Source organism: Nocardioides sp. NPDC000445 (assembly GCF_040300245.1).
In the GTDB taxonomy this organism is placed as follows: domain Bacteria; phylum Actinomycetota; class Actinomycetes; order Propionibacteriales; family Nocardioidaceae; genus Nocardioides.
Genome location: NZ_JBEPDH010000008.1, coordinates 156,271 through 177,478 on the forward strand (window position 1 = coordinate 156,271; position 21,208 = coordinate 177,478).

Here is a 21,208-nt window from a genome sequence, read left to right on the forward strand (position 1 = left end):
TCCTAGCGCCCGGTCTTGGGGGCGAAGATCGTGCCGACGATACGGGCGATGAGGTTGAGGACCATGACGAGGATGAAGAGCACCAGTGCTCCACCCCAGGCGTACTCGACGCCCTTGGCCGTGGCCTCGGACAGCTGGGTGTAGATGAAGACCGGCACGGTCATCATCGGGCTGTCCTCGAAGGCGCTGGTGTTCATGTTCGGGTTGAAGCCCGAGGCGACCAGCAGCGGCGCGGTCTCGCCGATCACTCGCGAGATCGAGAGCACGACACCGGTGACGATGCCGCCGATCGCGGTCGGGAGCACCATCTTGGTGATGGTGCGCCACTTCGGCACACCGAGGGCGTACGCAGCCTCGCGCAGGTCGTCGGGGACCAGCTTCAGCATCTCCTCTGTCGAGCGGACGACGGTCGGGATCATCAGCAGCGAGAGCGCGATACCGCCGCCGAAACCGAAGCGCGTGCCCGGTCCGACGAGGAGGGTGAAGAGCGCGAACGCGAACAGGCCGGCGACGATCGACGGGATGCCGGTCATGACGTCGACCAGGAAGGTGATCGTCTTGGCGAGGCGGTTGCCCTTGCCGTACTCGATCAGGTAGATCGCGGTCATGATGCCGATCGGGATCGAGATCACCGCGGCGATGCCGGTGACGATCAAGGTGCCGATCAGTGCGTGGTAGAGACCGCCCTGCTCGTCGCCGGTGACCGAACGCATCGAATAGGTGAGGAACTCCGGGCTGAGGGTCGCGGCGCCCCTGGAGACAACCGTGTAGACCAGCCAGATCAGCGGGATGACCGCGACCGCGAAGGACGTCCACACCAGACCGGTGACGAGCTTGTCGGTCGCCGAGCGCCGGTTCTCCACCAGCAGCGCCCACAGCGGGTAGCCGATGAGGAACCCGAGCACGGCGATGACGGCTGCCCCGACGATGCCCACACCGAGCACCAGGGCCAGGCCGCCGAGGGCGACCGCGGCGACGCCGACCAGCCACTGGGCACCACGCGGGAGCGTGGCATGGGACAGCTGCGGCTCGTTCAGAGAAGGTTCGGTGTTGGTCACTTGGCCCTCCCTCGGGCGACGATCCAGCGGGCGAGCGCGTTGACCAGGAAGGTGAAGGCGAACAGCACGAGGCCGGTCGCGATCAGCACGGAGAGCCGGTCCGGCGTGCTCTCCTTGTAGCCCTGGGCGATGTGCGCCGCGATGGTCTGCGGGTTGTTGGTGCCGATGATGAACAGCGAGATGAGGACCTTCGGAGAGACGATCATCGCGATCGCCATGGTCTCCCCGAGAGCTCGGCCGAGGCCGAGCATGACCGCGGAGACCATGCCGGAGCGGGCGTAGGGGAAGACCGCGTAACGGATCATCTCCCAGCGCGTCGCGCCGAGCGCCAGCGCCGCCTCCTCGTGCAGTCGCGGCGTCTGCGCGAAGACCTCGCGGCAGATCGAGGTGATGATCGGCAGGATCATCACGGCCAGCACGATCGCTGCGGTGAACAGCGTACGGCCGTTGCCGGAGGGCTGGCCGTCGAAGAACGGCAGCCACGCCATGTTCTCGGAGAGCCAGGTGTGCGCCGGCACCAGGTAGGGGCCGAGCACCACCGCACCCCACAGGCCGAAGACGACCGAAGGGACCGCGGCGAGCAGATCGATGACGTACGCAACGGGGGTGGCGATCCGGCGCGGGGCGTAGTGGCTGATGAAGAGCGCGATCGCCACGCTGAAGGGGACCGCGACGATCAGGGCCAGCACAGCCGCGTACATGGTCGCGAACAGCAGCGGCACCACCAGGCCCAGGAACGAGCCCTGGCCGGCGTAGTGCTGCTCGTCCACGCTGAAGCCCGGGATGCCCTCGATGCCCAGGAAGATGAAGACGGCTGCCAGCGCCACCATGATGAGAGTGGCGGCGATGACGGCGAGGCCTCGGAAGACGACATCACCCATCGAGCCACGGCCGGACAGCTCCGACTTCGGGTCAACGCCAGGGTCGGCGCCGGGGTCAGCGGCGACAGTCACAAGGCATTCCTCGACTTTCTTGTTTCGGTTCTCAAGACAGCCGTACGGGCGGCGGCCGCAGCCACCGCCCGAACGGCGATCAGATCAGACGTACCGGCACTTACTTGATGCCGCCGACCAGGTCGAGAGCCTTGTCGGCGGTCTCACGGTCGAGCGGTGCGGAGCCGGCCTCCTCGGCGGCGACCTTCTGGCCCTCCTCGGAGAGGATGTACTCCAGGTAGCCCTTCACGTTGGCCGCGTCCTCGGCGTTCTCGTAGGTCGGGCAGGCCAGCAGGTAGGAGACCAGCACGACCGGGTAGACGCCGGCCTCGGTGGTCGTGCGGGCGACCTCGACGGCCATGTCGTTGTCGCTGGTGCCGACCGGCTTGGAGGCGGCAAGGATCTTGGCGGCGGCCTCGGCGGTCGGCTCGACGAAGTCCTCGCCGACCTTGACCTTGACCGTGGCGAGGTCGTTCTCGCGCGCCGCGGACTCGTCCATGAAGCCGATGTAGCCGGCACCCTGCATGGCGGTCACGACACCGGAGGTGCCGTCGCCGCCCTCGCCACCCTTGATCGAGGCGGGCCACTCACCGGAGGGCTCCTCGGTCCAGCCACCGGCGGCCGCGAGGTACTCGGTGAAGTTCTCCTGGGTGCCCGAGTCGTCCGAGCGGTGGACCGGGGTGATCGCGGTGTCCGGAAGCTTGGCGTCCGGGTTCGTGGCGGCGATCGCCGGGTCGTTCCACTTGGTGATCTTGCCGGAGAAGATGCTGGCGATCGTCTTGGCGTCGAGGCTGAGCTCGTCGACACCCTCGACGTTGAAGACAACGGCGATCGGCGAGACGTAGCCCGGAACCTGGATCGGGTCGGCGCCGCACTGCTCCTTGGCCTTGCTCAGCTCGCCCTCGTCGTCGTTGAGGGCGGAGTCGGTGCCGGCGAAGAGGTAACCACCGGTGATGAAGCCCTCACGACCCGAGCCGGAGCCCACGGGCTCGTAGACGACGCTGAGGTCGGGGTTGGCGTCCTGGATGCCGGCGACCCATGCCGCCTGGCCCTTTTCCTGCGAGGAGGCTCCGCCACCCTTGATGGTGCCCGAGAGGGTGCCTTCCCCGTCGCTGCCGCTGTTCTGCTCGTTGGCAGCGCCGCAGGCGCTGATCGCAAGAGCAAGGGCCGCAGCCGTGATGCCCGGGACGAGTGCCCGGCGCAGCGAGGTGGTGTTCACGCAAGTCTCCTGATTGATGATGCAGTCGATTCGGAGTTGTCGCGATGACCGTAAGGAGCCGAGGTGGACGGGAAACTCGGTGAAGGTGAACGCAGGCTGAACGAGGAACACAAAGTCGGTGGCAAATCAGTGTCAGTTCCGGGCACAGGAGATGAACAGGCAGGCCTCAAGCCTCTGTTAGACCTGAAATGCCTCAACAGCACACACTTCACCCGCGCGCACGTGCAGCACCATCAGCTCGCCCTTCGCCAGCTTCGGGTCACGCATCCCCAGCCCCTCGAAGACCCAGGGCAGCACCGGCCGGTGCGTGCAGATCACCGTCGGAACGGCCAGGTCACGCAGGGTGTCCGCAGCCAGGGCCGACACGCTACCTTCGTCCGCACCCTCCTCGCTCAGCAGTCTCATCTGCTCAGACGCGATGCCGGCGAGCCCGGCGTACGGCGCGACGGACTGCGTGCAGCGAACGCTCGGTGAGGTGATCACCCGGCGGATGTCGTACGCCATCAGCAGGCCGGCCAGCGTGACCGCCTGAGCCCGGCCTGTGTCGTCGAGCGGCCGCTCCGGGTCTGCCCCAGACCAGGCCGAACGACCGACGGCCGAGGCGTGACGGAGGACCACCAGGGGCGTGGTGGGGTCGCGTACGTCTTCGGCCTGCTGCAGCGTCGCCCGATCGTGCGGGTAGGTGAGCCGCTGGCGCGCCTCGTCCACCGGCAGCCACTCGACGTCGTCTATCTCGTCGTTGATCAGGTAGCCGTCGACATCGTCGTCGGCGCCGGCAGCGGTGCGGCCGACCCAGTAGTGGACCACCTTCTGCCCCGCATCGACGGGATAGCGCTGCTGCTGGAGCGGGCGACCGAGTGCGACCTTCAGGCCGGTCTCCTCACGCACCTCCCTGATCGCCGCCACCGGCACCGTCTCGCCGGGGTCGACCTTCCCCTTGGGAAAGGACCAGTCGTCGTACTTGGGTCTGTGGACCAGCGCCACCTCCGACAGGTCGTCGTGCTCGCGAAAAACCACTACGCCGGCGGCCGGGATCTCGGGCATGCGCACAGGGTATGTCGAGAAGGCGGCTGATTCGTCTAAGGTTCCTCGCAATGCTCCGCACCCCCCAGCTTCTCAGCCGCCCCAGGACGTGGGCAGACCGCTCATCCCGAGTCGTACGCGCCCACCCCCTGGTGACCATCGCGGTGGGCGTCGTCGTCGTTGCGCTCGTCATCTTCCTCGCCCGCGCATGGGCGACCCGCGGAGGCGACCTCGACGAGGCCCTGCGGCTGGCTCCCGCCGAGGCGACCCGGGTCTCCTTCACCGACTGGACGGGAATCCGCGAGAGCGTCGGTGCCGACCTCGACGCCGACTCCACACCGGAGGAGGTCCACGAGATGATCGACGAGGCCTATACGAAGGACCTCACCTCGACCTCGGTGCTTCCCGACGCCTCCGGCCTGCTGCAGCAGCACTTCGGCTGGTCGCCCGCGACCCTCGACTGGGAGCTCTACACCCAGTCGACCGAGGGAGCGCTCATGGTCGGGCACCTCGAGGACATGGACGCCGACCATCTCGTCGAACAGCTCACCTCGATGGGGTTCACCGCTCCCGAGGACGACCCCTCGGACGGTGGTGTCTGGGACGGCACCCTGGTCCCGTTCTCCAGCTTCACGGACTCCGGCATCGACTCGACGATCAGCCCGCAGCTCACCTACATCGCCTTCCTGCCCGAGGAGGACCTCATCCTCGCCTCGGACGGCCGGCGCTATCTGAGCGACCAGGTCGAGAGCCTCGGCGACGGCGACCTGCACGAGCCGATGACGGACGCCGCCGACCGGCTCGGCAACCCTCTCTCGGCGTTCGTGTACGACGGCGACTTCACCTGCACCGAGATCGGGCTGGGCGGCGCCTCGGCCGCTGACCAGGACCAGGCAGACGGCCTCGTCGACGCCGCCGGCGACATCAACCCGATCGCGGGCTTCGCCATGGCAGCCGAGTCGAACGGGGACGTACGCGTCGCCATGTCGTTCGAGAACGACGACCAGGCGCGTACGAACGCCGACACGCGTGCCAAGCTCGCCGTCGGCCCGGCACCCGGCCAGGGCGGCACGTTCGACGAGCGGTTCGAGCTGGGCAAGGTCGCGGCGGAGGACGAGGTCGTCACCATGCAGCTGCGGCCGAAGGACGGCACGGCCGTGCTCTCCGACCTGGCGAACGGGCCGCTGCTCTTCGCGACCTGCTGACGTGCTTAGGGGATGATCCCGAGGATGCGGTCGATCTCCTCTTGAGAGAGGTGATCCTCGGACTCGCTGGCGGCGACGATGAGATTGGTCGTGAGCTCGACCTCGAGAAGCAGCTCGGGATCTTCCAGCGTCACATCGAACTGATCAGCCACGCTCGCCGCCTCCTCACGTCACTCTCAAAAAGCTCGTCATCACATCATCGCCCAGTCCCGGTGGATCTGCGCGCTGATCCACCAAGAACCATCAAAAGTTGTCATATCAAGCGTGACACAGAAGCCTGAGAGGGCTCCAATCAGACCACGAGGCCCCAGCCGAACGGCTGGGGCCTCGTTGCAGATGATCAAATGTCGGCAGGTGCCGAACCCGAGATCGCCTTAGCTACTCATAGAGCCTCAGAGAGGGCGAACGTTCTCCGCCTGCGGACCCTTCGGGCCCTGGGTGACGTCGAACTCGACCTTCTGGTTCTCGTCCAGCGACTTGTAGCCGTTGGTCTGGATAGCAGAGTAGTGAACGAAGACGTCGTCGCCGCCGTCCTCCTGCGCAATGAAGCCGAAACCCTTCTCGGCGTTGAACCACTTAACGGTGCCCTGAGCCATCTGCTCGTTACTCCTTAGTCGGGGCGAGAGGCCACCAGGTTCGGTAGCCCCGCATCAGGGGCGGGTGACACGTCGCTCCGACCTGTGTTCCCGGACCGGGGTCCGGGCGGGCACAGAGCAGAAACGCCGTTGGATCACAAACTCCGCAGGCGTCAGACCTTCTGGAACTTGCACCTGTTGCGGGAGTGACACTAGCAACTCACGCGCCTGTGCGAACCCCCCTTGACCGATCGTTTTACGCGCGAAGCGGTGAAGGTTGAGCAACAGAGCCGTGAAACGACCGCTCAGCGGGACGTACGAGCACGTGTTCCGGGGCATCGTCGGACGGCAGAAGACCCCCGCCCGAGGCCGGGCGAGGGTCTGATCTGGTAGGCCGTGTCGGTCTCGAACCGACGACCCATGGATTAAAAGTCCACTGCTCTACCAACTGAGCTAACGGCCCGCCGGGAGTCTACCGGAGCAGCTGCCGTGTCCTATTCGTGGTCGTCCAGCCGCGCCGACGACCTTCCGCGCTCGCCGATGATCCGGGCGCATCGCTCGGCGGCCGCCTCGCCCGTCAGCGCATGCTCGAGCAGGAGCTGCGCCCAGCGCTCGTAGCGGGCGACCTCGACCGGGTCGGCGATCTCGAGGTCACCGGCGCTGGTCTCGAGGGTGACGATCCGGTCGCGCTGGTCCCAGCCGTGCTGGACCAGAACGGGGAAGCTCTCGAAGGGGACGATCCCGATGGTCGCCTGGGTGGTGGTCGCCAGGTTGGCGATGTGCTCGATCTGGGCGCGCATGATGTCGGGCGAGCCCACCAGGTGATGGAGGGCTGCCTCACCGACCAGGATGGTGATCGTCCGGCCGGGCTCATAGAGGATCGCCGAGCGACGGAGCCTGGCCGCGATCACGTGGGAGACCTCCCCGGCAACCTCGTCCCGGTCGCGCGAACCACCCGCCAGCGCCAAGAGGGCACGCGCGTAGTCGGGTGTCTGCAACAGCTCGGGGACACTGTGCGGCTGGTAGCTGGTCAGGACCTTGGTGGCCACCTCGGTCGCTGCGTACGCGTCCTGATGCTGCTCCGCACCGCCGCCGGTCGGATGAGCGTCGCGGAACGCGGCATGCTCCTGGTCGGCGCGGGCGCGCAGCGCGAGCAGCATCTCCCGGTCGGCGCCCACCGCGGCCGCCCAGGCACGGACCTCGGCCTCGGAGACCGACTGCCGACCGGACTCGATCTTCGACACCTTGGGCTGGGACCAGCCCGAGCCCAGGGCATCCGCCAGGCCGGATCCGGTCAGGCCGGCGGCGCGACGGGCGTCCCGGAGCGCCTCGGTCAGCGCTTCGCGGGCTCGGCGGTTGGGGCGGGGCACGGCGACAGCCTCCTTCGACGGCTTCGACTGGTTCGGCGAACCACCATCGTGCCCGATGGGCATACCGTACGTCCAGATGCACATCATGATTGGCAAGATAAAAATATTATGCTCTACTGAGTCCGGGGTCGACGTCGACAGGAAGGCAGGGCCTCGATGAGCATCCGACGAACCCACCCCGGGCGACCACGCCTCGTCCCTTCGAACACGGCCGCCCCACCGCGCGAGCAGGTGCTTCACGCCGCGGCGCAGCTGTTCGTGACCAAGGGCTTCGCGGCCACCTCGACCCGGGAGATCGCCGACAAGGTCGGGATCCGGCAGGCGTCGCTCTACTACCACTTCACCGGCAAGGACGAGATCCTCGCCGAACTCCTGGAGCGATCGGTCCGACCCACCGTCGATCGGGTCGACCAGGTCGAGCAGCTGACCGCGTCGGCGGGCCCCGAGGCCGCGCTCTACCTGCTGGCCCTCGTCGACATCCACACGCTCGCCGAGGCGCCGGACAACATCGGCATGCTGGCCACCCATCCCGACGTGACCAGCAGCGAGGCGTTCGATGCCTTTCGCAGCATTCGCGCCGAGCTCGCCGACGCCTACGGGCGGCTCGCCACCCGAGCCGCGATGCCCGGCATCGCAACGGCGGCCGAGCCGGGCCCCCTCGGTGAGATGCTCATGCATCTGGTCGAGGTCACCACGAGCCTTCGCAGCAGCGGTGTGCCGATCGACGACGCGACCGCCGCCGTCATCGCCTCGACCTGCCTGCGCGCCTGCGGGATTCCCGACAGTCGCATCACTCCGGCAGCCGCGTCCGCAACGACACTCGTCGGTGGGCTGACGATGAGCGCGCCGACATGACAGCGGGCCCGACCAGCTCAGAGCTGGTCGGGCCCGCTGCGTACGGACGAACTCTCGTTCAGTGGGTCCCGGTGATGCGGTCGAGCGGGCCCGGGGTGTAGGGCGAGTTGGCCTCCAGGTAGGCGGAGAAGGCGTCGATGTCGAGGCCGCCGTAGTAGGGGTCGGTGCCCTTGGTGAAGGCCGCGAAGGCGTCACCGCCACCCTGCAGGAAGTTGTTGGTCACGACCCGGTAGGACGCGGCCTTGTCGATCGGCTGGCCGTTGAGCGTGACCGAACCGTCGACCGGACCCGAGGGGCTGATCTGGTAGGAGAAGCCCTTCGAGACCTGCAGGATCTTGTGGGACGCGGCGTTGGCGCCGGTGACCTGCTGGGTGAGCAGGTCGTAGATGTCCTGGCCGGTCATGGTCAGCGAGACCAGGTAGTTGTTGAACGGCTGGACCGTGAACGCCTCGTCGTAGGTGACCTCACCGACTGCCTCGCCGTAGGGCGAGTTGGTCGCGGTCAGGTCGGCACGGATGCCGCCCGGGTTCATGAACGCGATCACCGGCGTCTGCCCGTTGACGACCGTCGACTGGTCGGCGAGCTGAGCGTCGGCGATCAGGTCGCCGAGGGCGCTCTCGCCGGAGGCGCTGGTGGTGCGGGTGACGTCCCCGGAGATCGAACCGAGCACCCGGGAGGCGATCGGGGTGACCAGCTCCTTGTAGGTGTTGATCAGCGTGGTCTGCTCGGGGGCCTTGGCCACGTCACGGGTGACGAGCAGGTTCGAGCCCTTGACCGACGAGCGGACGATGTCGCGCGACTTGAGGTTGTACTTCAGGTTGGTCTCGGTGTAGAGCCGGCCGAAGGACGAGGCCGAGGTGATCAGGCGGGACTTGCCCTCGGGGTCCGGTACGTCGCAGACATAGGGGTTGTGGGTGTGCCCGGTGACCACCATGTCGATCTCAGGGTCGAGGTTCTGGGCGATCGGCACGATCGGCGAGCCGGCGACGAGCTCCCCGCCGCCCTCGCAGGTGTAGTCGTACCTGGCGTTGACGTCGTAGACCGTGCCGGTGGCGGGGTCGGTCCACTTCTCCTTCGGCAGGTTGGCACCCTCGTGGATCAGGGTGACGATCGCCTTGACGCCCTTCTTCTTCAGCTTGGGCACGAGCGCGTTGGCCGTCTCGACCTCGTCCTTGAAGGTGAGGCCCTTGACCCCCTCGGCGGTGACGATGTCGGGGGTGCCCTCCAGGGTCATACCGATGAAGCCGATCTTGACGCCGTCGACCTCCTTGATGGCGTACGACGGCAGGATCGTCTTGCCGCTCGCGTCCTCGATCACGTTGGAGGCGAGGATGTCGAAGTCGGCGCCCGCGTATTCGTGGGCGGCGCAGGAGTTCTGGTTGTCCTCGCCGTCGCCGTCCTCGATGCAGCCGCCGTCGGCGATGCGCTGCAGCTCCTTGTAGCCCTCGTCGAACTCGTGGTTGCCGACCGCGGTCACGTCCAGCCCGAGCTTGTTGAGCGCCTCGATGGACGGCTCGTCGTGGAAGGCGGCCGAGAGCAGCGGCGAGGCGCCGATCAGGTCACCCGCAGCGACGGTCAGAGAACGGTCGTGGCCCTTGCGCGCCTCGGCCAGGTGGGAGGCGAGGTATTCCACGCCACCCACGTTGACGGTGTCATCGACCGGCTTGCCGGTGGCCGGGTCGATGTGGTGGCCGGTGATCAGGCGCCCGCTCGACCCCGACGGCGCCTCGAGATTGCCGTGGAAGTCGTTGAACGAGAGCAGCTGGACATCGACCAGGTGCTTGCCAGGCTTCGCCGCGGCAGAGGCAGAGGTCGCGACCGGAGTGGCGACTGCGGCGGCCGCGAGAGCGACGGCGGCAACGGCCACAACGGGGCGAAGCTTTCGGGTGTTACGAGGCATTGCGGGGCTCCCCATCTCAGTGATCGACGAAGGGAACAATGCCCCTTCGGGTTCCGATTGTGAAGAGGTAACAGGATTACCGCCGCCGAATCGTCACCAACCGTTAATCATCGCCAAATTTCGCTTCGGGCTCCGCTTCAGCCAAAGAATTCGGCAGCGTCCACCGCGCCGCCGGCCTCCTCGAACTCGTCGCGGACCGTCTCCCGCAGGTTCGCGTCCGAGAGGTAGTCGGCAGCCACCCCGGCGAGACCGTAGGCGGCATCGACGAGCACCTCGTCGGCGTACGGCGTGACCGCGGCAGCGGCGAACTCGCGGCTGTGCAGCGACACGTCGGGCTCGGCGATCTTGACCATCGCGTGCAGGCCGGGGACCCGGAAAGAGACGTTGCCGAAGTCGGTGGACCCGGCGAGCAGGTCCGGGACGACGCCCGGCGCGAGGACGGTGTGGTTGCGCTCCTGGTAGCGGCGGTTCCACGCTTGCGCCAGCCCGCTGTTGTTGCGGATCGGCAGGTAGACCGGCGACTCGTCCCAGCTGAACTCGACACCGCAGCCCGTCATCAGCGCCGCGCCCATCGCCATCTCCTCCAGCCGCTGGGAGAGGATCTTGAGCGTCTCGGGGTAGGCGGAGCGTACGTAGAACTCGATCGTGGCGTGCTCCGGGATCACGTTGGGACGCAGGCCGCCGTCGGTGATGATCGCGTGCACCCGGTCGGTCGGAGGCATCTGCTGCCGGTTGAGCGCGACGCCGGTGTAGAGCAGGTTGGCGGCGTCCAGGGCATTGCGCCCCATGAACGGCTGGATGGAGGCATGCGCCGGCACCCCGACGTACGTCACCTTCAGCTGCCTGCGGCCCAGGAAGACCGGCTCGGAGCTGTCGTAGGTGAACGGGTGGACCATGATCGCCGCGTCGACGCCGTCGAAGGCACCCTTCTGCGCCATCAGCTCCTTGCCGCCACCGCCCTCCTCGGCAGGGGTGCCGAGCCAGATCACCCGTCCGCCGAGGCGGTCGATCACGCTCGCGATGGCCAGGAACGCGCCCACGCCGACCGTGGCGATCAGGTTGTGGCCGCAGCCGTGGCCGATGCCGGGGAGCGCGTCGTACTCGGAGAGCACGGCGATCGTCGGGCCGTCCTTGGCGCCGCCCGCCGAGGCGTAGAGGGCGGTCGGGAGACCGTAGGCGCCACGGGCCACCTCGATGCCGTGAGCCTCGACGAACTCGGCCAGCCCGGCCGAGCTCCGGTGCTCCTCGAAGCCGGTCTCCGGGTGCTCGGCGAGGTCGTGGGAGACCGCGAGCAGCTCCGGGCCCAGGTCCACGAGCTTGTCGCGGATCGCATCCAGGATCCCCCTCGGCGCACCCGCCGAGGTCGACTCGGCGGCCTTCGTGATGAGCGCCTTGGCGTCCGCTTCGTCGCGGAGCTGGTTGACCAGGAACGGGTTCGGCTGCTGCGGCTGGCTCATGTGGCCAGAGGCTATCGGTGATGTGTCATCGATCGCTGAGGGCCCAGCCGTCGGCGACGATGCGTGCCTCGTCGGCCGGTCGGGAGGAGTCGAACGACGTACGCCGCCCCTCGCTGACCACGATGCCGTCGACGTAGATCCCGCGACCCTGGGAGGACGAGTCGGTCTCGTAGGTCCACCGCACCGTGGTGGTGCCGTCCGGGAGCTCGGCGCGGCCGCACAGCCATCGCCGACCGCCGTAGCCGTTGACCGCCTCGCTGGTCTCCCACCTCCAGTCACCACCCTCGAGCGTCCAGGGAAGCGGGCTGAAGGTGGTGCCGTCGGTGGAGTACTGCAGCCGGCCGAAGTCGAAGCGTGGCTCGGTGTCGAAGTAGTAGTCGAAGCGGAGCCTCGCGCCGTCGGTGGCCGCGAGCGGCACGTCGAGCGTCGCCTTCTTCGCGTTCGTGCGCCCCGAGAACCACGACGTACGTCCCCTCACCGGCCTGACCGCCGAGGCCATGCCGAGCGCGTCGGAGACGGCACGCCGGGAGGGGTTGTTGCTGCCCCAGTCGCGGCTGGGGTGGACGCGGTTGGTCATCAGCACGACGAGCTGGTGGCCGATCGGGTCCATCACGATGCTGGTGCCGGTGTAGCCGGTGTGGCCGAAGGAGACCGGGGACCAGATGGGCCCGTGGTACCAGGTCGTGGCGAGCTCCCAGCCGAGGCCACGGGAGCTGGTGAACCGGGCTCCGGTGTAGTCGCGCAGCGACAGCCTGACCGTCTCCTCCTCGAGGATCCTGGTCCCGTTGTAGACGCCGCCGTTGAGGTACATCTGGCCGAACCTGGCCATGTCGGCCGCGGTCGAGAAGACGCCCGCGTGACCGGCGACGCCACCGAGGGCCCAGGCGTTCTCGTCGTGCACCTCGCCACGGATCATCGGGCGACCGGCCCAGGGCTGGAACTCGGTCGCGGCGACCCGGTCGCGGCGGTCGGCGGGCGGGTTGTACATGGTGTCGCGCATCCCGAGCGGCTCGGTGACGTGGTCGCGGACGTAGACGTCGAGCGTCTTCCCCGAGAGCCGCTCGACCAGGAGCCCGAGGGTGATCAGGTTGATGTCGGAGTAGCGGTAGATCTGCTCGGGCGCATGCGTCGGCGTCGTGTCCATGATCGCCGCGACCCGCTCCTCGTACGTGTCGTAGCCCGCCCACAGCGACGGCGACGGGCCGGCGAGCAGGCCGGAGACGTGGGTGAGGAGGTGGCGTACGAGGATCGCGTCCTTGCCGTGCGGCGCGAACTCGGGCAGGTAGGTGACCACCGGCGCCTCGAGGCCGAGGCTGCCCTGCTCCATCAGCTGGAGGATCGCGGTCGTGGTGAAGAGCTTCGACATCGAGGCGATGTCCCACATCGTGTCCAGCCCGGCTGCGACCTGCTGGTCGGCCGGGAGCTCGACGACGGTGGTGCCGTCGAGGCCGTATCGGAGCGCCTTGCCCACGCTCTCGTGGGCGACGATGACGCCGTCCTTGACCGCGATCGCGGTGGCCCCTGCGTACAGGGGGTGGGCGGGGTTCTCCGTCGTCGGTTCGAGGAACCGGGTCAGCTCGGTGCGGATCCTCGCGATGTGCGCCGGGTCCAGGCCGACCTGGCGGGCGTGCCCGGGACGCAGGACGGTGCGTGGGGTGAAGGTCAGCTCCTCCGGCGTGATCGTCGGCGGCCGGCCGGCCAGCGAGGCAAGTGCCCTGGTTGCCTTGGTGGGGTCCTCCGGGGTCGAGGCCACCGCGGCACCGCCGAGGAGAGTCATCGCGACTCCGCTCAGGGTGCCGCCGAGAAGCGTGCGCCGAGAGGTCATGAGCATGTCCGGAGACGGTGTCATACCCCGATACTGCCGCTCCGGCGCGAGCTTCGTGCGTGAAAGGAAATTTTCTTTCACGGTCTAGGTGTCAGAGCGTCGGCCAGTGCTCCGCCCACGGCTTCGTCTGCTCCAGCTGAGCAGCGACCTGCAGCATCAGACCGTCGTCGCCGAGCTGACCGGAGAGCTGGATGCCCAGCGGAAGTCCGGCGGCGGTCCGGTAGGTCGGCACCGAGATCGCCGGGCGTCCGGTGATGTTGGCGAGCTGGGTGTAGGGCACCCAGCCGAGGTTCTCGGCGACCAGCTGGTCGATCATCCCGGTCGCGCGCATGACCCGCCCGCCGTGCACCTTGTGCAGCACCCGTGCCGCGGTCTGGAGCGCCTTGGGCGTGGTCAGCTGCCCGACCTTCAGCGGCGGCTTCGCCAGCGTCGGAGTCAGCAGCAGGTCGTACGTCTCGTGGAACGCGCTGAGGCGGCGTACATGGTTGCGGCGGTTGATGTGTGCCAGCTCGACGGCGACCACTCCCCCGGCCCGGCCGAGCTCGGCCACGGCAAGGGTGTCGGCCTCGAAGTCGGCGTTCTTGGCTCCGACGCGGAGCTTGGCCTCGGCGACCTCCGCAGCGGCGGAGGCGAACCAGATGGTGAGGAAGTCGCGGCCGAGCTCGGCGGCGTCGTAGGGCGCCTCGACCTCCTCGACGTCGTGGCCGAGTGCTTCGAGGGCCTTGGCCGCGTCCTCGACGGCCGCGATCGCCTCCGGGTCGGGCGTGGTGATGGAGGACGTCGAGGTGAAGCCGATCCGAAGCTTGCGCGGCGCGGCCGCGATCGCCTCGGAGAAGGCCGCGCCGGGGTGCGGCGCGTGGATCATCGCCATCGGCCGGTCACCGATGAGCGCGTCGTAGAGCCCGGCCGCGTCGCGGACCGTGCGGGTCACCACGCCCTGGACGACGAAGCCGTTGGAGGCATCCAGGCTCTGCGGGCCCAGCGGCAGCAGCCCGCGGGTGGTCTTCAGACCGACCAGGCCGTTGCACGCCGCCGGGATCCGGATGGACCCGCCGCCGTCGTTGGCGCCGGCGGCCGGGACGATCCCGGCGCCCACCGCTGCCCCGGAGCCACCCGAGGAGCCGCCGGGCGTGTGGTCGGTGTTCCACGGGTTGCGGGCGGCGCCGAACAGCTCCGGCTCGGTGATCCCCTTCGACCCGAACTCCGGGGTGTTCGTCTTGCCGAAGATCACCAGGCCGGCGTCCAGCGCGCTCTGGGTGAAGTAGGAGTGCTCCTCGGCGACGTCGTCGACGAGCGACCGCGAGCCGTAGGTCGTCGGGTGCCCCTGATACTCCTGAGCCAGGTCCTTCACCAGGAACGGCACCCCGGCGAACGGCCCGCTCGGACCGTCGCCGGCGACCTGGGCGTCGGCCTCGGGAATGTCCGCGACGATCGCGTTGATCCGCGGATTCACCGCCGCCGCCCGCTCCCGCGCCGCGGCCAAGACCTCGGCCGCGGTCACCTCCTTGGCCGCGACCAGCTGCGCCAGCCCGGTGGCGTCGTACGTCAGATACTCATCGACCCGCATGAGCGCAGGTTAGCGGCCGGGGCGAGCTCCGCGCCCCCAAATGGCGTGCCGTTTCCGGAGTGCATGGCTATGTTCCGGGCATGACCATCACCAGCGGCGAAGCCGCCTCGACATCGGACGAGACCGCGATCGAGACGCTGGTGCATGCGTTCTTCTCCGCGTTCACCTCAGGACCGGACGCGGCCGCACGCCTGGACGATCTGCGCCGGATCATGCTTCCGGGCGCGACCGTGGTGCGCACGTGCGGCCTGCCGATCGAGGTCTACGACGTCGAGTCCTTCATCGCCCCGCGCCTCGCGCTCCTGACCAGTGGCGAGATCAGCGAGTTCGAGGAGTGGCCGGAGCCCGGTCGCACCGACGTCTTCGGCGACATCGCCCACTGGTGGGGCGCTTACGGGAAGCGCTGGCGCACGAACGACGAGGTCCACACCGGCAGGGGCATGAAGACGATGTCGTTCGTACGCACCGACGACGGCTGGCGGATCAGCTCCGCTGCCTGGGACGACGAGCGTTGATGGCCGGTCAGTTGAAGATCTCCCGGTAGTCACCCTCGACCCGGTCGCGCTTCCACAGGTCGATGCCGGTGGAAGCGGCGTACTCGTCGATCCTGGCCAGCTCCTCGGAGGTCAGCTCGGGGCCGGAGAGCGCGCCGATGCAGTCGGTGACCTGCTCGGGGCGGGAGGCGCCGATGACGACCGAGGTCATCCGCGGGTCACGCAGCGCCCAGGCGAGCGCCATCTGGGCGAGCGTCTGGCCACGGTCGACGGCGAGGGCATTGAGGGACTCGATGCCGGCAAGCGTCTCGGGCGTGAGTGCCTCCGGGGTCAGGAAGCGGGCCTTGGCAGCGCGCGAGTCCTCCGGGATGCCGCCACCACCGAGGTACTTGTTCGTCAGCAGACCCTGTGCCAGCGGTGAGAAGGAGATCGCCCCGGCCCCGACCTCGTCGAGAGTGTCCAGCAGGCCGTCGGTCTCGAGCCAGCGGTTGAGGATCGAGTAGGACGGCTGGTGGATCAGCAGCGGCGTACCGAGGTCACGCAGGATCGCCGCCGCCTCCCGGGTCAGCGCCGAGGAGTAGGAGCTCAGCCCGACGTAGAGCGCCTTCCCGGACCGCACGATCTGATCGAGGGCGCCCATCGTCTCCTCCAGCGGCGTGCTGGGGTCAGGACGGTGGTGGTAGTAGATGTCGACGTAGTCGAGCCCCATCCGCTTCAGCGACTGGTCGAGGCTGGAGATCAGGTACTTCCGCGAGCCGCCGATCTTGCCGTACGGCCCCGGCCACATGTCCCAGCCGGCCTTGGTCGAGATCACCAGCTCGTCGCGCAGGTGGGCGAAGTCGCCTCGCAGGTGACGCCCGAAGTTCTCCTCGGCGGACCCGTATGGCGGGCCGTAGTTGTTGGCCAGGTCGAAGTGGGTGATGCCCGCGTCGAAGGCCGTACGCAGGATCGCCCGCTGCCGCTCGAACGCCAGGTCGTCACCGAAGTTGTGCCACAGCCCGAGGCTGACCGCCGGCAGATCCAGGCCACTGTTGCCGGTCCGCCGATACTGCATCGCGTCGTAGCGCGACTCCGCAGGAACGTACGTCATGCGCCGGTCCCCTTTCCGGCGCGCAGCGCCACCTTGATCATCGGCCACTGCAGCGGCAGCCGCGCGACCGTACCGGCGAAGAACCCGGCCGACTTGGGCGTCCGCTTCCGGTTCGCCCGCTTCCCCGCGTCGACACTCATCTGCACGTTGGCCGGGAACACACCCACCAGCAGCGCGGCACTCGCGAGCCCCGCGATCCGGCGGGTCTTCGGGTGCAGCAGCCCCAGCCCGCAGACGATCTCCGCGACCCCGGAGACCTCCACCACCTTGCGCGCGTCCGGCAGCGCCGACGGCACGATCGGCTCGAACACCTGCGGCCTCACCAGGTGCAGGGTCCCCGACCCCAGGAACAGTGCGGCCAGCCCGACAAGCGGCAGATCGAGCCGCGAAGAAGATTCAGTGCTCACGGGTACGACTCTTCCACAGGCACAAAGAGGCTCACCTCGAGGCAGTCATCCCCGGGATCCGCTCAGCGCCGCTCCCACTGAACGCCCCGCCCTCAGATTGGCGGTGAAGGCTCGAATGTCCTCGACAAGACCCGGATGGGCGCCGTCGGCTGGAACCTCGACCTCGACGATCTCTGCGATGGCGGCCAGGGCCTCATCGACCAGTGCCTCCGCACCGCGGAGCCGCCACGAGGCGACCTCGGCCACCAGGTCGGCTCGGGTCAAGGCGGCGTGCTGGTAGACCCCGTCGACCGCGAGCGCCAGCTCACCGTCATTCGGCAGATGCCGTTGCGGGACGACGTCGTACGCCGGAGCGATCTCGATCGAGCCGTCCAGATGGTGCAACAACGAGATGTTCTTGGCATGCATGTCGAGGTTGCCGATGGCTGCGGCCAGTACCGTCATCGTGGCCAGCTTCCGCAGCGAGGTGGAGTCACCGAGAGAACTGAGCTCGCCGGCGACCCGCTTCAGGGAGACCTTGCCGCCGTACTTCTGGTACTTCTGGTCACCGCGCGCCCCCAGCACCTGGTTGAAGTCCTCCTGATGCACCCTGCTCGGGACACCATCCGTCCCATCGCCGCGGTCGTACCGTTCGATCACCAGCGCCGGCTCTCCGGCGAACTCCTCGATGAACGTCTCGTACGCGGTCAGCCCCAATGCCTGCGCGAACCGGGCGCCGTACTCCTCGTCGTAGATCATCGACGGGAAGTCGGACGTGACCGGCTTGAGGATATGTGTGGATGGATACCCGTCCAGCGCCCGATGCCAGCCGTCGTCGTTGCGGACCAGGACGATCTTGTCCTGCACGCCAGCGAGCGACGTCTTGCCTCCGGCCGGCTTGTTGGCGAGCGGGAAGGCGCCGACCTCACTGAGAAGATCCGCGACTCCTTGTTCACCGACAGGTTCGAGCTTCGGGGTCCGGGGTTCGCCGGGGACATCGGGGTCCCAGATCTGAAGGGCACCGGCGACATCTCGCCCGTACACCCGCAGCATCCCGATCACATCGCGCTCGTTGACACCGGCCATCGCCGCAAGCCTCGAGAGCATCCGCCCCTCAGGAAGCATCTCCGCGAAGAAGTTCTGTCGCCGTGGCTTGCGTCCCCGCGGTGCGACCGGGGCGAGCGGAACAGCCAGCGACAGGACCGTACTGTCCAGGCCGTACGCCTCGATCGCGTCTGCGGAGGCGACGAAGTCGTACGTCGCGCTCGACCCGACCAGCCGTCCGATCGGCTCGCCGTAGAGCTCGACCACGAGGTCACTCATCGTCATTCCGGGGGGCGATGGTCGCGGTCAGCTCGGTCCCAGTCTCCCGCATCAGAGCGAAGAGACGATCGACGAAGATCGACGGCTTGCCCGCCTCGATCTCCCAGATGTAGCGCTGCGTGGTCCCGATCCGCGACGCGAGCTCGCGCTGGCTCCACCCGTTGAGCAGGCGCGCCTGCTGCAGGATCCGCCCCAGCGACTCCGGGCTCGTGACCTTTCCGGTGTAAGTCATGCACACCTCCTACTACTACGATAACGTATTCAACATTGGTGACTACGAAAACGTAGTCAAACAGGCTGACTTCCTTTTCGTAGTCACGCGGATGGTCACGAAAACCATTCGCCCGCAGGTCGCGAGCGACCTACTGTTCTCGGCAACGGCTCGGCGACACTGAGCGGAATCGAAGGAGGCGAGGACAGTGGGATACGACATGCGCGGCGCAGCGGCGACTGTCCGACGCGTCCCCACGGAGCGATCCCGGTAGGTGCTCAGGCACCCCAGATCGCTTCCTCGACGCGGGCGTCCGGCGACGCCATGGGCCTCATCAGCCCCATGGCCTTGGTACGACTCCAGGCCCCAACGCCCTCGTGGTCCAACGGATCACGACGCCGGTCTACGAAGCCGGAGATGGAGGTTCGACTCCTCCCGAGGGCACAACCGTCTCAATCGGACCTGCGCACCCGTTCGAGAAGCACTCGTGTCACCCGTACCGAGGGGCGCGTAGAGACTCGGTATCCATCGACTTCAGTCGGAAACTCCCGGCCTCGCAACTTCCACACACATGTGCCGAAGCTGCGGCCTCAGACGCACGGGGGTCCGTCACTTCCGTGCATGTGCACGGAATCACCACCGACGATTCACCCAAGACTGATGCGGGAGTCCTGAGGTCAGCCAGTGACCCCAGGACTCCCGCGTCGTTCGACCCATTCGGCTACGCGCCTGCGGCGGCGCGCTCCTCGAGCTTCGTGAGGCAGATGTCGACGATCATGTCCTCCTGGCCGCCGACCAGACCCCGGCGGCCGCACTCCATGAGGATGTCGCGGGTGTCGACGCCGTAGCGGGCGCTTGCGTTCTCGGCGTGGCGAAGGAAGGAGGAGTAGACGCCGGCGTAGCCCATGGTGAGGGTCTCGCGGTCGACGCGTACGGGGCGGTCCTGGAGCGGGCGGACGATGTCGTCGGCGGCGTCCTGGAGCTTGAACAGGTCGCAGTTGTGCTTGAAGTCCGACAGGTTGGCGACCGCGATGAACGCCTCGATCGGGCAGTTGCCGGCACCGGCGCCGTGGCCGGCGAGCGACGCGTCGACGCGGTAGACGCCGTTCTCGACCGCGACGACCGAGTTGGCCACCGACAGCGAGAGGTTCTCGTGGGCGTGGATGCCGATCTCGGTCTCGTCGTTCAGCACGTCACGGTAGGCGCGGGCGCGGTCGCGGACGTCGTTCATCGTCAGGCGGCCGCCGGAGTCGGTGATGTAGACACAGTGGGCGCCGTAGGACTCCATCAGCTTCGCCTGCTGCGCGACGACGTCCACGGGCGCCATGTGGTTGAGCATCAGGAACCCGGAGACGTCCATCCCCATCTCGCGGGCGGCGGCGATGTGCTGGGCCGACACGTCGGCCTCGGTGCAATGGGTCGCGACCCGGACCGAGCGCACGCCGAGGTCATAGGCCCGCTCGAGGTCGTGGATGGTGCCGACGCCCGGGAGCAGCAGGGTGGTCAGGCGGGCGTTCTTGATGACCGAGGCCGCAGCCTCGATCCACTCCCAGTCGCTGTTGGAGCCGGGGCCGTAGTTGACCGAGCCGCCGGTCAGACCGTCGCCGTGGGCGACCTCGATGGCGTCGACGCCGGCCTCGTCGGCGGCGATGACGATCCGCTTGACGTCCTCGGGCGTGATCCGGTGGCGTACGGCGTGCATACCGTCGCGCAGCGAGACCTCTTGGACATAGATCGGGATGCTCACTTGCCAGCCTCCTTCGCAGCGGCGATCCGCTCGGCCATCTGCAGCGCGGCCGACGTCATGATGTCGAGGTTCCCGGCATAGGCCGGGAGGTAGTGCGCGGCGCCCTCGACCTCGAGGAACACCGAGACCTGATGCGTGGGCCGGGTCGTCTCACCCTCGGCGAGCAGGGTCTCGACCGGCTGATCCGACGGGATCGGGTGGACCTGCACCTTCTGCTTGAGCCGGTAGCCAGGAACGTACGCGGCGACGTCGCCGACCATCTTCTCGACGGATTCGGTGATCTCCGCGGTCAGCTCCTCCAGGGAGCGGGACCCGCCCTCGACCAGCGCGAAGACGGTGTCGCGCATGATCAGCGGCGGCTCGGCCGGGTTGAGGATGATGATCGCCTTGCCGCGCTTGGCTCCGCCGACCTGGACGATCGCGCCCGAGGTGGTCTCGGTGAACTCGTCGATGTTGGCCCGGGTGCCGGGGCCGGCGGACTTCGAGGAGATCGAGGCGACGATCTCGCCGTAGGCGACCGGGACGACCCGCGCGACCGCGGCCACGATCGGGATCGTCGCCTGCCCGCCGCAGGTCACCATGTTCACGTTCGGGGCGTCGATGTGCTCGTCGATGTTGACGGCCGGGATGACGTACGGCCCGATCGCCGCGGGCGTGAGGTCGATCAGCCGCTTCCCGTAGGGCTCCAGCGCGGCCGCGTTGGCGACGTGTGCCTTGGCCGAGGTTGCGTCGAAGACGATCTCGATGTCGTCGAACTCGGCCAGGTTGATCAGCCCGTCGACACCCTCGTGGGTGGCCGCGAACCCGAACTTCCGCGCCCGCGCCAGACCGTCGGAGTCGGGGTCGATCCCGACCATCGCGCCCATCTCCAGGTGCTGCGACGTACGCATCACCTTGATCATCAGATCGGTGCCGATGTTGCCCGACCCGATGATCGCCACTTTCGTCTTGTCTGTGCTTTCCGCTGGCAT

Annotated in this window: 20 protein-coding genes and 2 tRNA genes; 4 read left to right on the top strand and 18 right to left on the bottom strand. The window is 68.1% G+C overall.

All coding sequences use genetic code 11. The features are described 5' to 3' along the window. Positions 1 to 2: 2 nt before the first annotated feature. The 4 genes from pstA to ABT304_RS13040 form a co-directional block, all read right to left on the bottom strand. The gene (gene pstA, locus ABT304_RS13025) at positions 3 to 1,058 is read right to left on the bottom strand and encodes a phosphate ABC transporter permease PstA (protein ID WP_160026751.1); all 1,056 of its coding nucleotides are present in this window, start codon (positions 1,056 to 1,058) and stop codon (positions 3 to 5) included. Further along, positions 1,055 to 2,011, bottom strand: a complete 957-nt coding sequence (pstC, locus tag ABT304_RS13030; RefSeq protein WP_350715700.1) for a phosphate ABC transporter permease subunit PstC — start codon at positions 2,009 to 2,011, stop codon at positions 1,055 to 1,057. The genes pstA and pstC overlap by 4 nt, the downstream gene beginning before the upstream one ends. A gap of 100 nt (positions 2,012 to 2,111) precedes the next feature. Continuing rightward, a complete protein-coding gene (locus ABT304_RS13035) occupies positions 2,112 to 3,209 on the bottom strand; it encodes a phosphate ABC transporter substrate-binding protein PstS (RefSeq protein WP_350715702.1) in 1,098 nt (365 codons plus the stop codon). A gap of 177 nt (positions 3,210 to 3,386) precedes the next feature. Beyond that, on the bottom strand, positions 3,387 to 4,253 hold the full coding sequence (locus ABT304_RS13040; protein WP_350715704.1) for an NUDIX hydrolase: 867 nt from the start codon (positions 4,251 to 4,253) through the stop codon (positions 3,387 to 3,389). Positions 4,254 to 4,303: 50 nt separating this feature from the next. Here ABT304_RS13040 and ABT304_RS13045 point away from each other — a divergent pair, with 50 nt between their 5' ends. Further along, positions 4,304 to 5,437 carry a hypothetical protein gene (locus ABT304_RS13045; protein ID WP_350715705.1) on the top strand — a complete coding sequence of 378 codons (1,134 nt, stop codon included), beginning with the start codon at positions 4,304 to 4,306 and terminating at the stop codon, positions 5,435 to 5,437. Positions 5,438 to 5,442: 5 nt separating this feature from the next. On the opposite strand, the gene ABT304_RS13050 is transcribed toward ABT304_RS13045, so the two are convergent. The 4 genes from ABT304_RS13050 to ABT304_RS13065 form a co-directional block, all read right to left on the bottom strand. Next, positions 5,443 to 5,589, bottom strand: coding sequence for a hypothetical protein (locus tag ABT304_RS13050; RefSeq protein ID WP_165111317.1), 147 nt, complete (start codon positions 5,587 to 5,589; stop codon positions 5,443 to 5,445). Between the two features lie 240 nt (positions 5,590 to 5,829). Continuing rightward, positions 5,830 to 6,033 carry a cold-shock protein gene (locus ABT304_RS13055; RefSeq protein ID WP_045548871.1) on the bottom strand — a complete coding sequence of 68 codons (204 nt, stop codon included), beginning with the start codon at positions 6,031 to 6,033 and terminating at the stop codon, positions 5,830 to 5,832. Positions 6,034 to 6,399: 366 nt separating this feature from the next. Further along, positions 6,400 to 6,475 (bottom strand) — tRNA-Lys (locus ABT304_RS13060). 31 nt (positions 6,476 to 6,506) lie between these two features. Beyond that, the gene (locus tag ABT304_RS13065; protein WP_350715707.1) at positions 6,507 to 7,382 is read right to left on the bottom strand and encodes a helix-turn-helix domain-containing protein; all 876 of its coding nucleotides are present in this window, start codon (positions 7,380 to 7,382) and stop codon (positions 6,507 to 6,509) included. A gap of 156 nt (positions 7,383 to 7,538) precedes the next feature. Here ABT304_RS13065 and ABT304_RS13070 point away from each other — a divergent pair, with 156 nt between their 5' ends. Then, positions 7,539 to 8,237: a TetR/AcrR family transcriptional regulator gene (locus ABT304_RS13070; protein ID WP_350715709.1), complete on the top strand. Its 699-nt coding sequence runs from the start codon at positions 7,539 to 7,541 to the stop codon at positions 8,235 to 8,237. A gap of 58 nt (positions 8,238 to 8,295) precedes the next feature. Here ABT304_RS13070 and ABT304_RS13075 read toward each other — a convergent pair whose 3' ends face one another. The 4 genes from ABT304_RS13075 to ABT304_RS13090 all read right to left on the bottom strand — a co-directional run bounded on the left by ABT304_RS13075 (position 8,296) and on the right by ABT304_RS13090 (position 14,986). After that, a complete protein-coding gene (locus ABT304_RS13075) occupies positions 8,296 to 10,137 on the bottom strand; it encodes a bifunctional metallophosphatase/5'-nucleotidase (protein WP_350715711.1) in 1,842 nt (613 codons plus the stop codon). A gap of 137 nt (positions 10,138 to 10,274) precedes the next feature. Continuing rightward, positions 10,275 to 11,594 (bottom strand): M20 family metallopeptidase, encoded by a 1,320-nt coding sequence (locus ABT304_RS13080; RefSeq protein ID WP_350715713.1) that lies wholly within the window; start codon positions 11,592 to 11,594, stop codon positions 10,275 to 10,277. Between the two features lie 25 nt (positions 11,595 to 11,619). Further along, positions 11,620 to 13,443 carry a serine hydrolase domain-containing protein gene (locus tag ABT304_RS13085; protein ID WP_350715715.1) on the bottom strand — a complete coding sequence of 608 codons (1,824 nt, stop codon included), beginning with the start codon at positions 13,441 to 13,443 and terminating at the stop codon, positions 11,620 to 11,622. A 67-nt stretch (positions 13,444 to 13,510) separates the two neighbouring features. Further along, entirely contained in the window at positions 13,511 to 14,986 is a 1,476-nt protein-coding gene (locus tag ABT304_RS13090) for an amidase (protein ID WP_350715717.1), read from the bottom strand. Between the two features lie 80 nt (positions 14,987 to 15,066). Here ABT304_RS13090 and ABT304_RS13095 point away from each other — a divergent pair, with 80 nt between their 5' ends. Continuing rightward, positions 15,067 to 15,501 carry a DUF4440 domain-containing protein gene (locus tag ABT304_RS13095; protein ID WP_350715718.1) on the top strand — a complete coding sequence of 145 codons (435 nt, stop codon included), beginning with the start codon at positions 15,067 to 15,069 and terminating at the stop codon, positions 15,499 to 15,501. 7 nt (positions 15,502 to 15,508) lie between these two features. Here ABT304_RS13095 and mgrA read toward each other — a convergent pair whose 3' ends face one another. From mgrA to ABT304_RS13115, 4 genes are read right to left on the bottom strand one after another with little or no spacing between them, the layout of a single operon-like run. Continuing rightward, positions 15,509 to 16,570: an L-glyceraldehyde 3-phosphate reductase gene (gene mgrA, locus ABT304_RS13100; RefSeq protein WP_350715720.1), complete on the bottom strand. Its 1,062-nt coding sequence runs from the start codon at positions 16,568 to 16,570 to the stop codon at positions 15,509 to 15,511. Further along, positions 16,567 to 16,977, bottom strand: a complete 411-nt coding sequence (locus ABT304_RS13105) for a DoxX family protein (protein ID WP_350715722.1) — start codon at positions 16,975 to 16,977, stop codon at positions 16,567 to 16,569. Before ABT304_RS13105 ends, mgrA begins: the two co-directional genes overlap by 4 nt. Positions 16,978 to 17,022: 45 nt before the next feature. Next, the gene (locus ABT304_RS13110; protein ID WP_350715723.1) at positions 17,023 to 18,279 is read right to left on the bottom strand and encodes a type II toxin-antitoxin system HipA family toxin; all 1,257 of its coding nucleotides are present in this window, start codon (positions 18,277 to 18,279) and stop codon (positions 17,023 to 17,025) included. After that, entirely contained in the window at positions 18,272 to 18,511 is a 240-nt protein-coding gene (locus ABT304_RS13115; protein ID WP_350715725.1) for a helix-turn-helix domain-containing protein, read from the bottom strand. Before ABT304_RS13115 ends, ABT304_RS13110 begins: the two co-directional genes overlap by 8 nt. A 350-nt stretch (positions 18,512 to 18,861) precedes the next feature. On the opposite strand from ABT304_RS13115, the gene ABT304_RS13120 reads away from it, so the two are divergent. After that, a tRNA-Arg gene (locus ABT304_RS13120) sits at positions 18,862 to 18,934 on the top strand. 277 nt (positions 18,935 to 19,211) lie between these two features. Here the strand turns inward: ABT304_RS13120 and dmpG are convergent. Together dmpG and ABT304_RS13130 are read right to left on the bottom strand one after the other, a co-directional pair. Further along, positions 19,212 to 20,237: a 4-hydroxy-2-oxovalerate aldolase gene (gene dmpG / locus ABT304_RS13125; RefSeq protein WP_350715727.1), complete on the bottom strand. Its 1,026-nt coding sequence runs from the start codon at positions 20,235 to 20,237 to the stop codon at positions 19,212 to 19,214. Next, positions 20,234 to 21,208, bottom strand: a complete 975-nt coding sequence (locus tag ABT304_RS13130) for an acetaldehyde dehydrogenase (acetylating) (RefSeq protein ID WP_350715868.1) — start codon at positions 21,206 to 21,208, stop codon at positions 20,234 to 20,236. The genes dmpG and ABT304_RS13130 overlap by 4 nt, the downstream gene beginning before the upstream one ends.

Excerpts from the sequence above, each read along its gene's own strand:
- ABT304_RS13040 (WP_350715704.1), bottom strand. The coding sequence starts at position 4,253 with ATGCCCGAGATCCCGGCCGCCGGCGTAGTGGTTTTTCGCGAGCACGAC.
- ABT304_RS13045 (WP_350715705.1), top strand. The coding sequence starts at position 4,304 with ATGCTCCGCACCCCCCAGCTTCTCAGCCGCCCCAGGACGTGGGCAGAC.
- ABT304_RS13055 (WP_045548871.1), bottom strand. The coding sequence starts at position 6,033 with ATGGCTCAGGGCACCGTTAAGTGGTTCAACGCCGAGAAGGGTTTCGGC.
- ABT304_RS13070 (WP_350715709.1), top strand. The coding sequence starts at position 7,539 with ATGAGCATCCGACGAACCCACCCCGGGCGACCACGCCTCGTCCCTTCG.
- ABT304_RS13075 (WP_350715711.1), bottom strand. The coding sequence starts at position 10,137 with ATGCCTCGTAACACCCGAAAGCTTCGCCCCGTTGTGGCCGTTGCCGCC.
- ABT304_RS13080 (WP_350715713.1), bottom strand. The coding sequence starts at position 11,594 with ATGAGCCAGCCGCAGCAGCCGAACCCGTTCCTGGTCAACCAGCTCCGC.
- ABT304_RS13085 (WP_350715715.1), bottom strand. The coding sequence starts at position 13,443 with ATGACACCGTCTCCGGACATGCTCATGACCTCTCGGCGCACGCTTCTC.
- ABT304_RS13090 (WP_350715717.1), bottom strand. The coding sequence starts at position 14,986 with ATGCGGGTCGATGAGTATCTGACGTACGACGCCACCGGGCTGGCGCAG.
- ABT304_RS13095 (WP_350715718.1), top strand. The coding sequence starts at position 15,067 with ATGACCATCACCAGCGGCGAAGCCGCCTCGACATCGGACGAGACCGCG.
- mgrA (WP_350715720.1), bottom strand. The coding sequence starts at position 16,570 with ATGACGTACGTTCCTGCGGAGTCGCGCTACGACGCGATGCAGTATCGG.
- ABT304_RS13110 (WP_350715723.1), bottom strand. The coding sequence starts at position 18,279 with ATGAGTGACCTCGTGGTCGAGCTCTACGGCGAGCCGATCGGACGGCTG.
- ABT304_RS13115 (WP_350715725.1), bottom strand. The coding sequence starts at position 18,511 with ATGACTTACACCGGAAAGGTCACGAGCCCGGAGTCGCTGGGGCGGATC.
- ABT304_RS13130 (WP_350715868.1), bottom strand. The coding sequence starts at position 21,208 with ATGCCAGCGGAAAGCACAGACAAGACGAAAGTGGCGATCATCGGGTCG.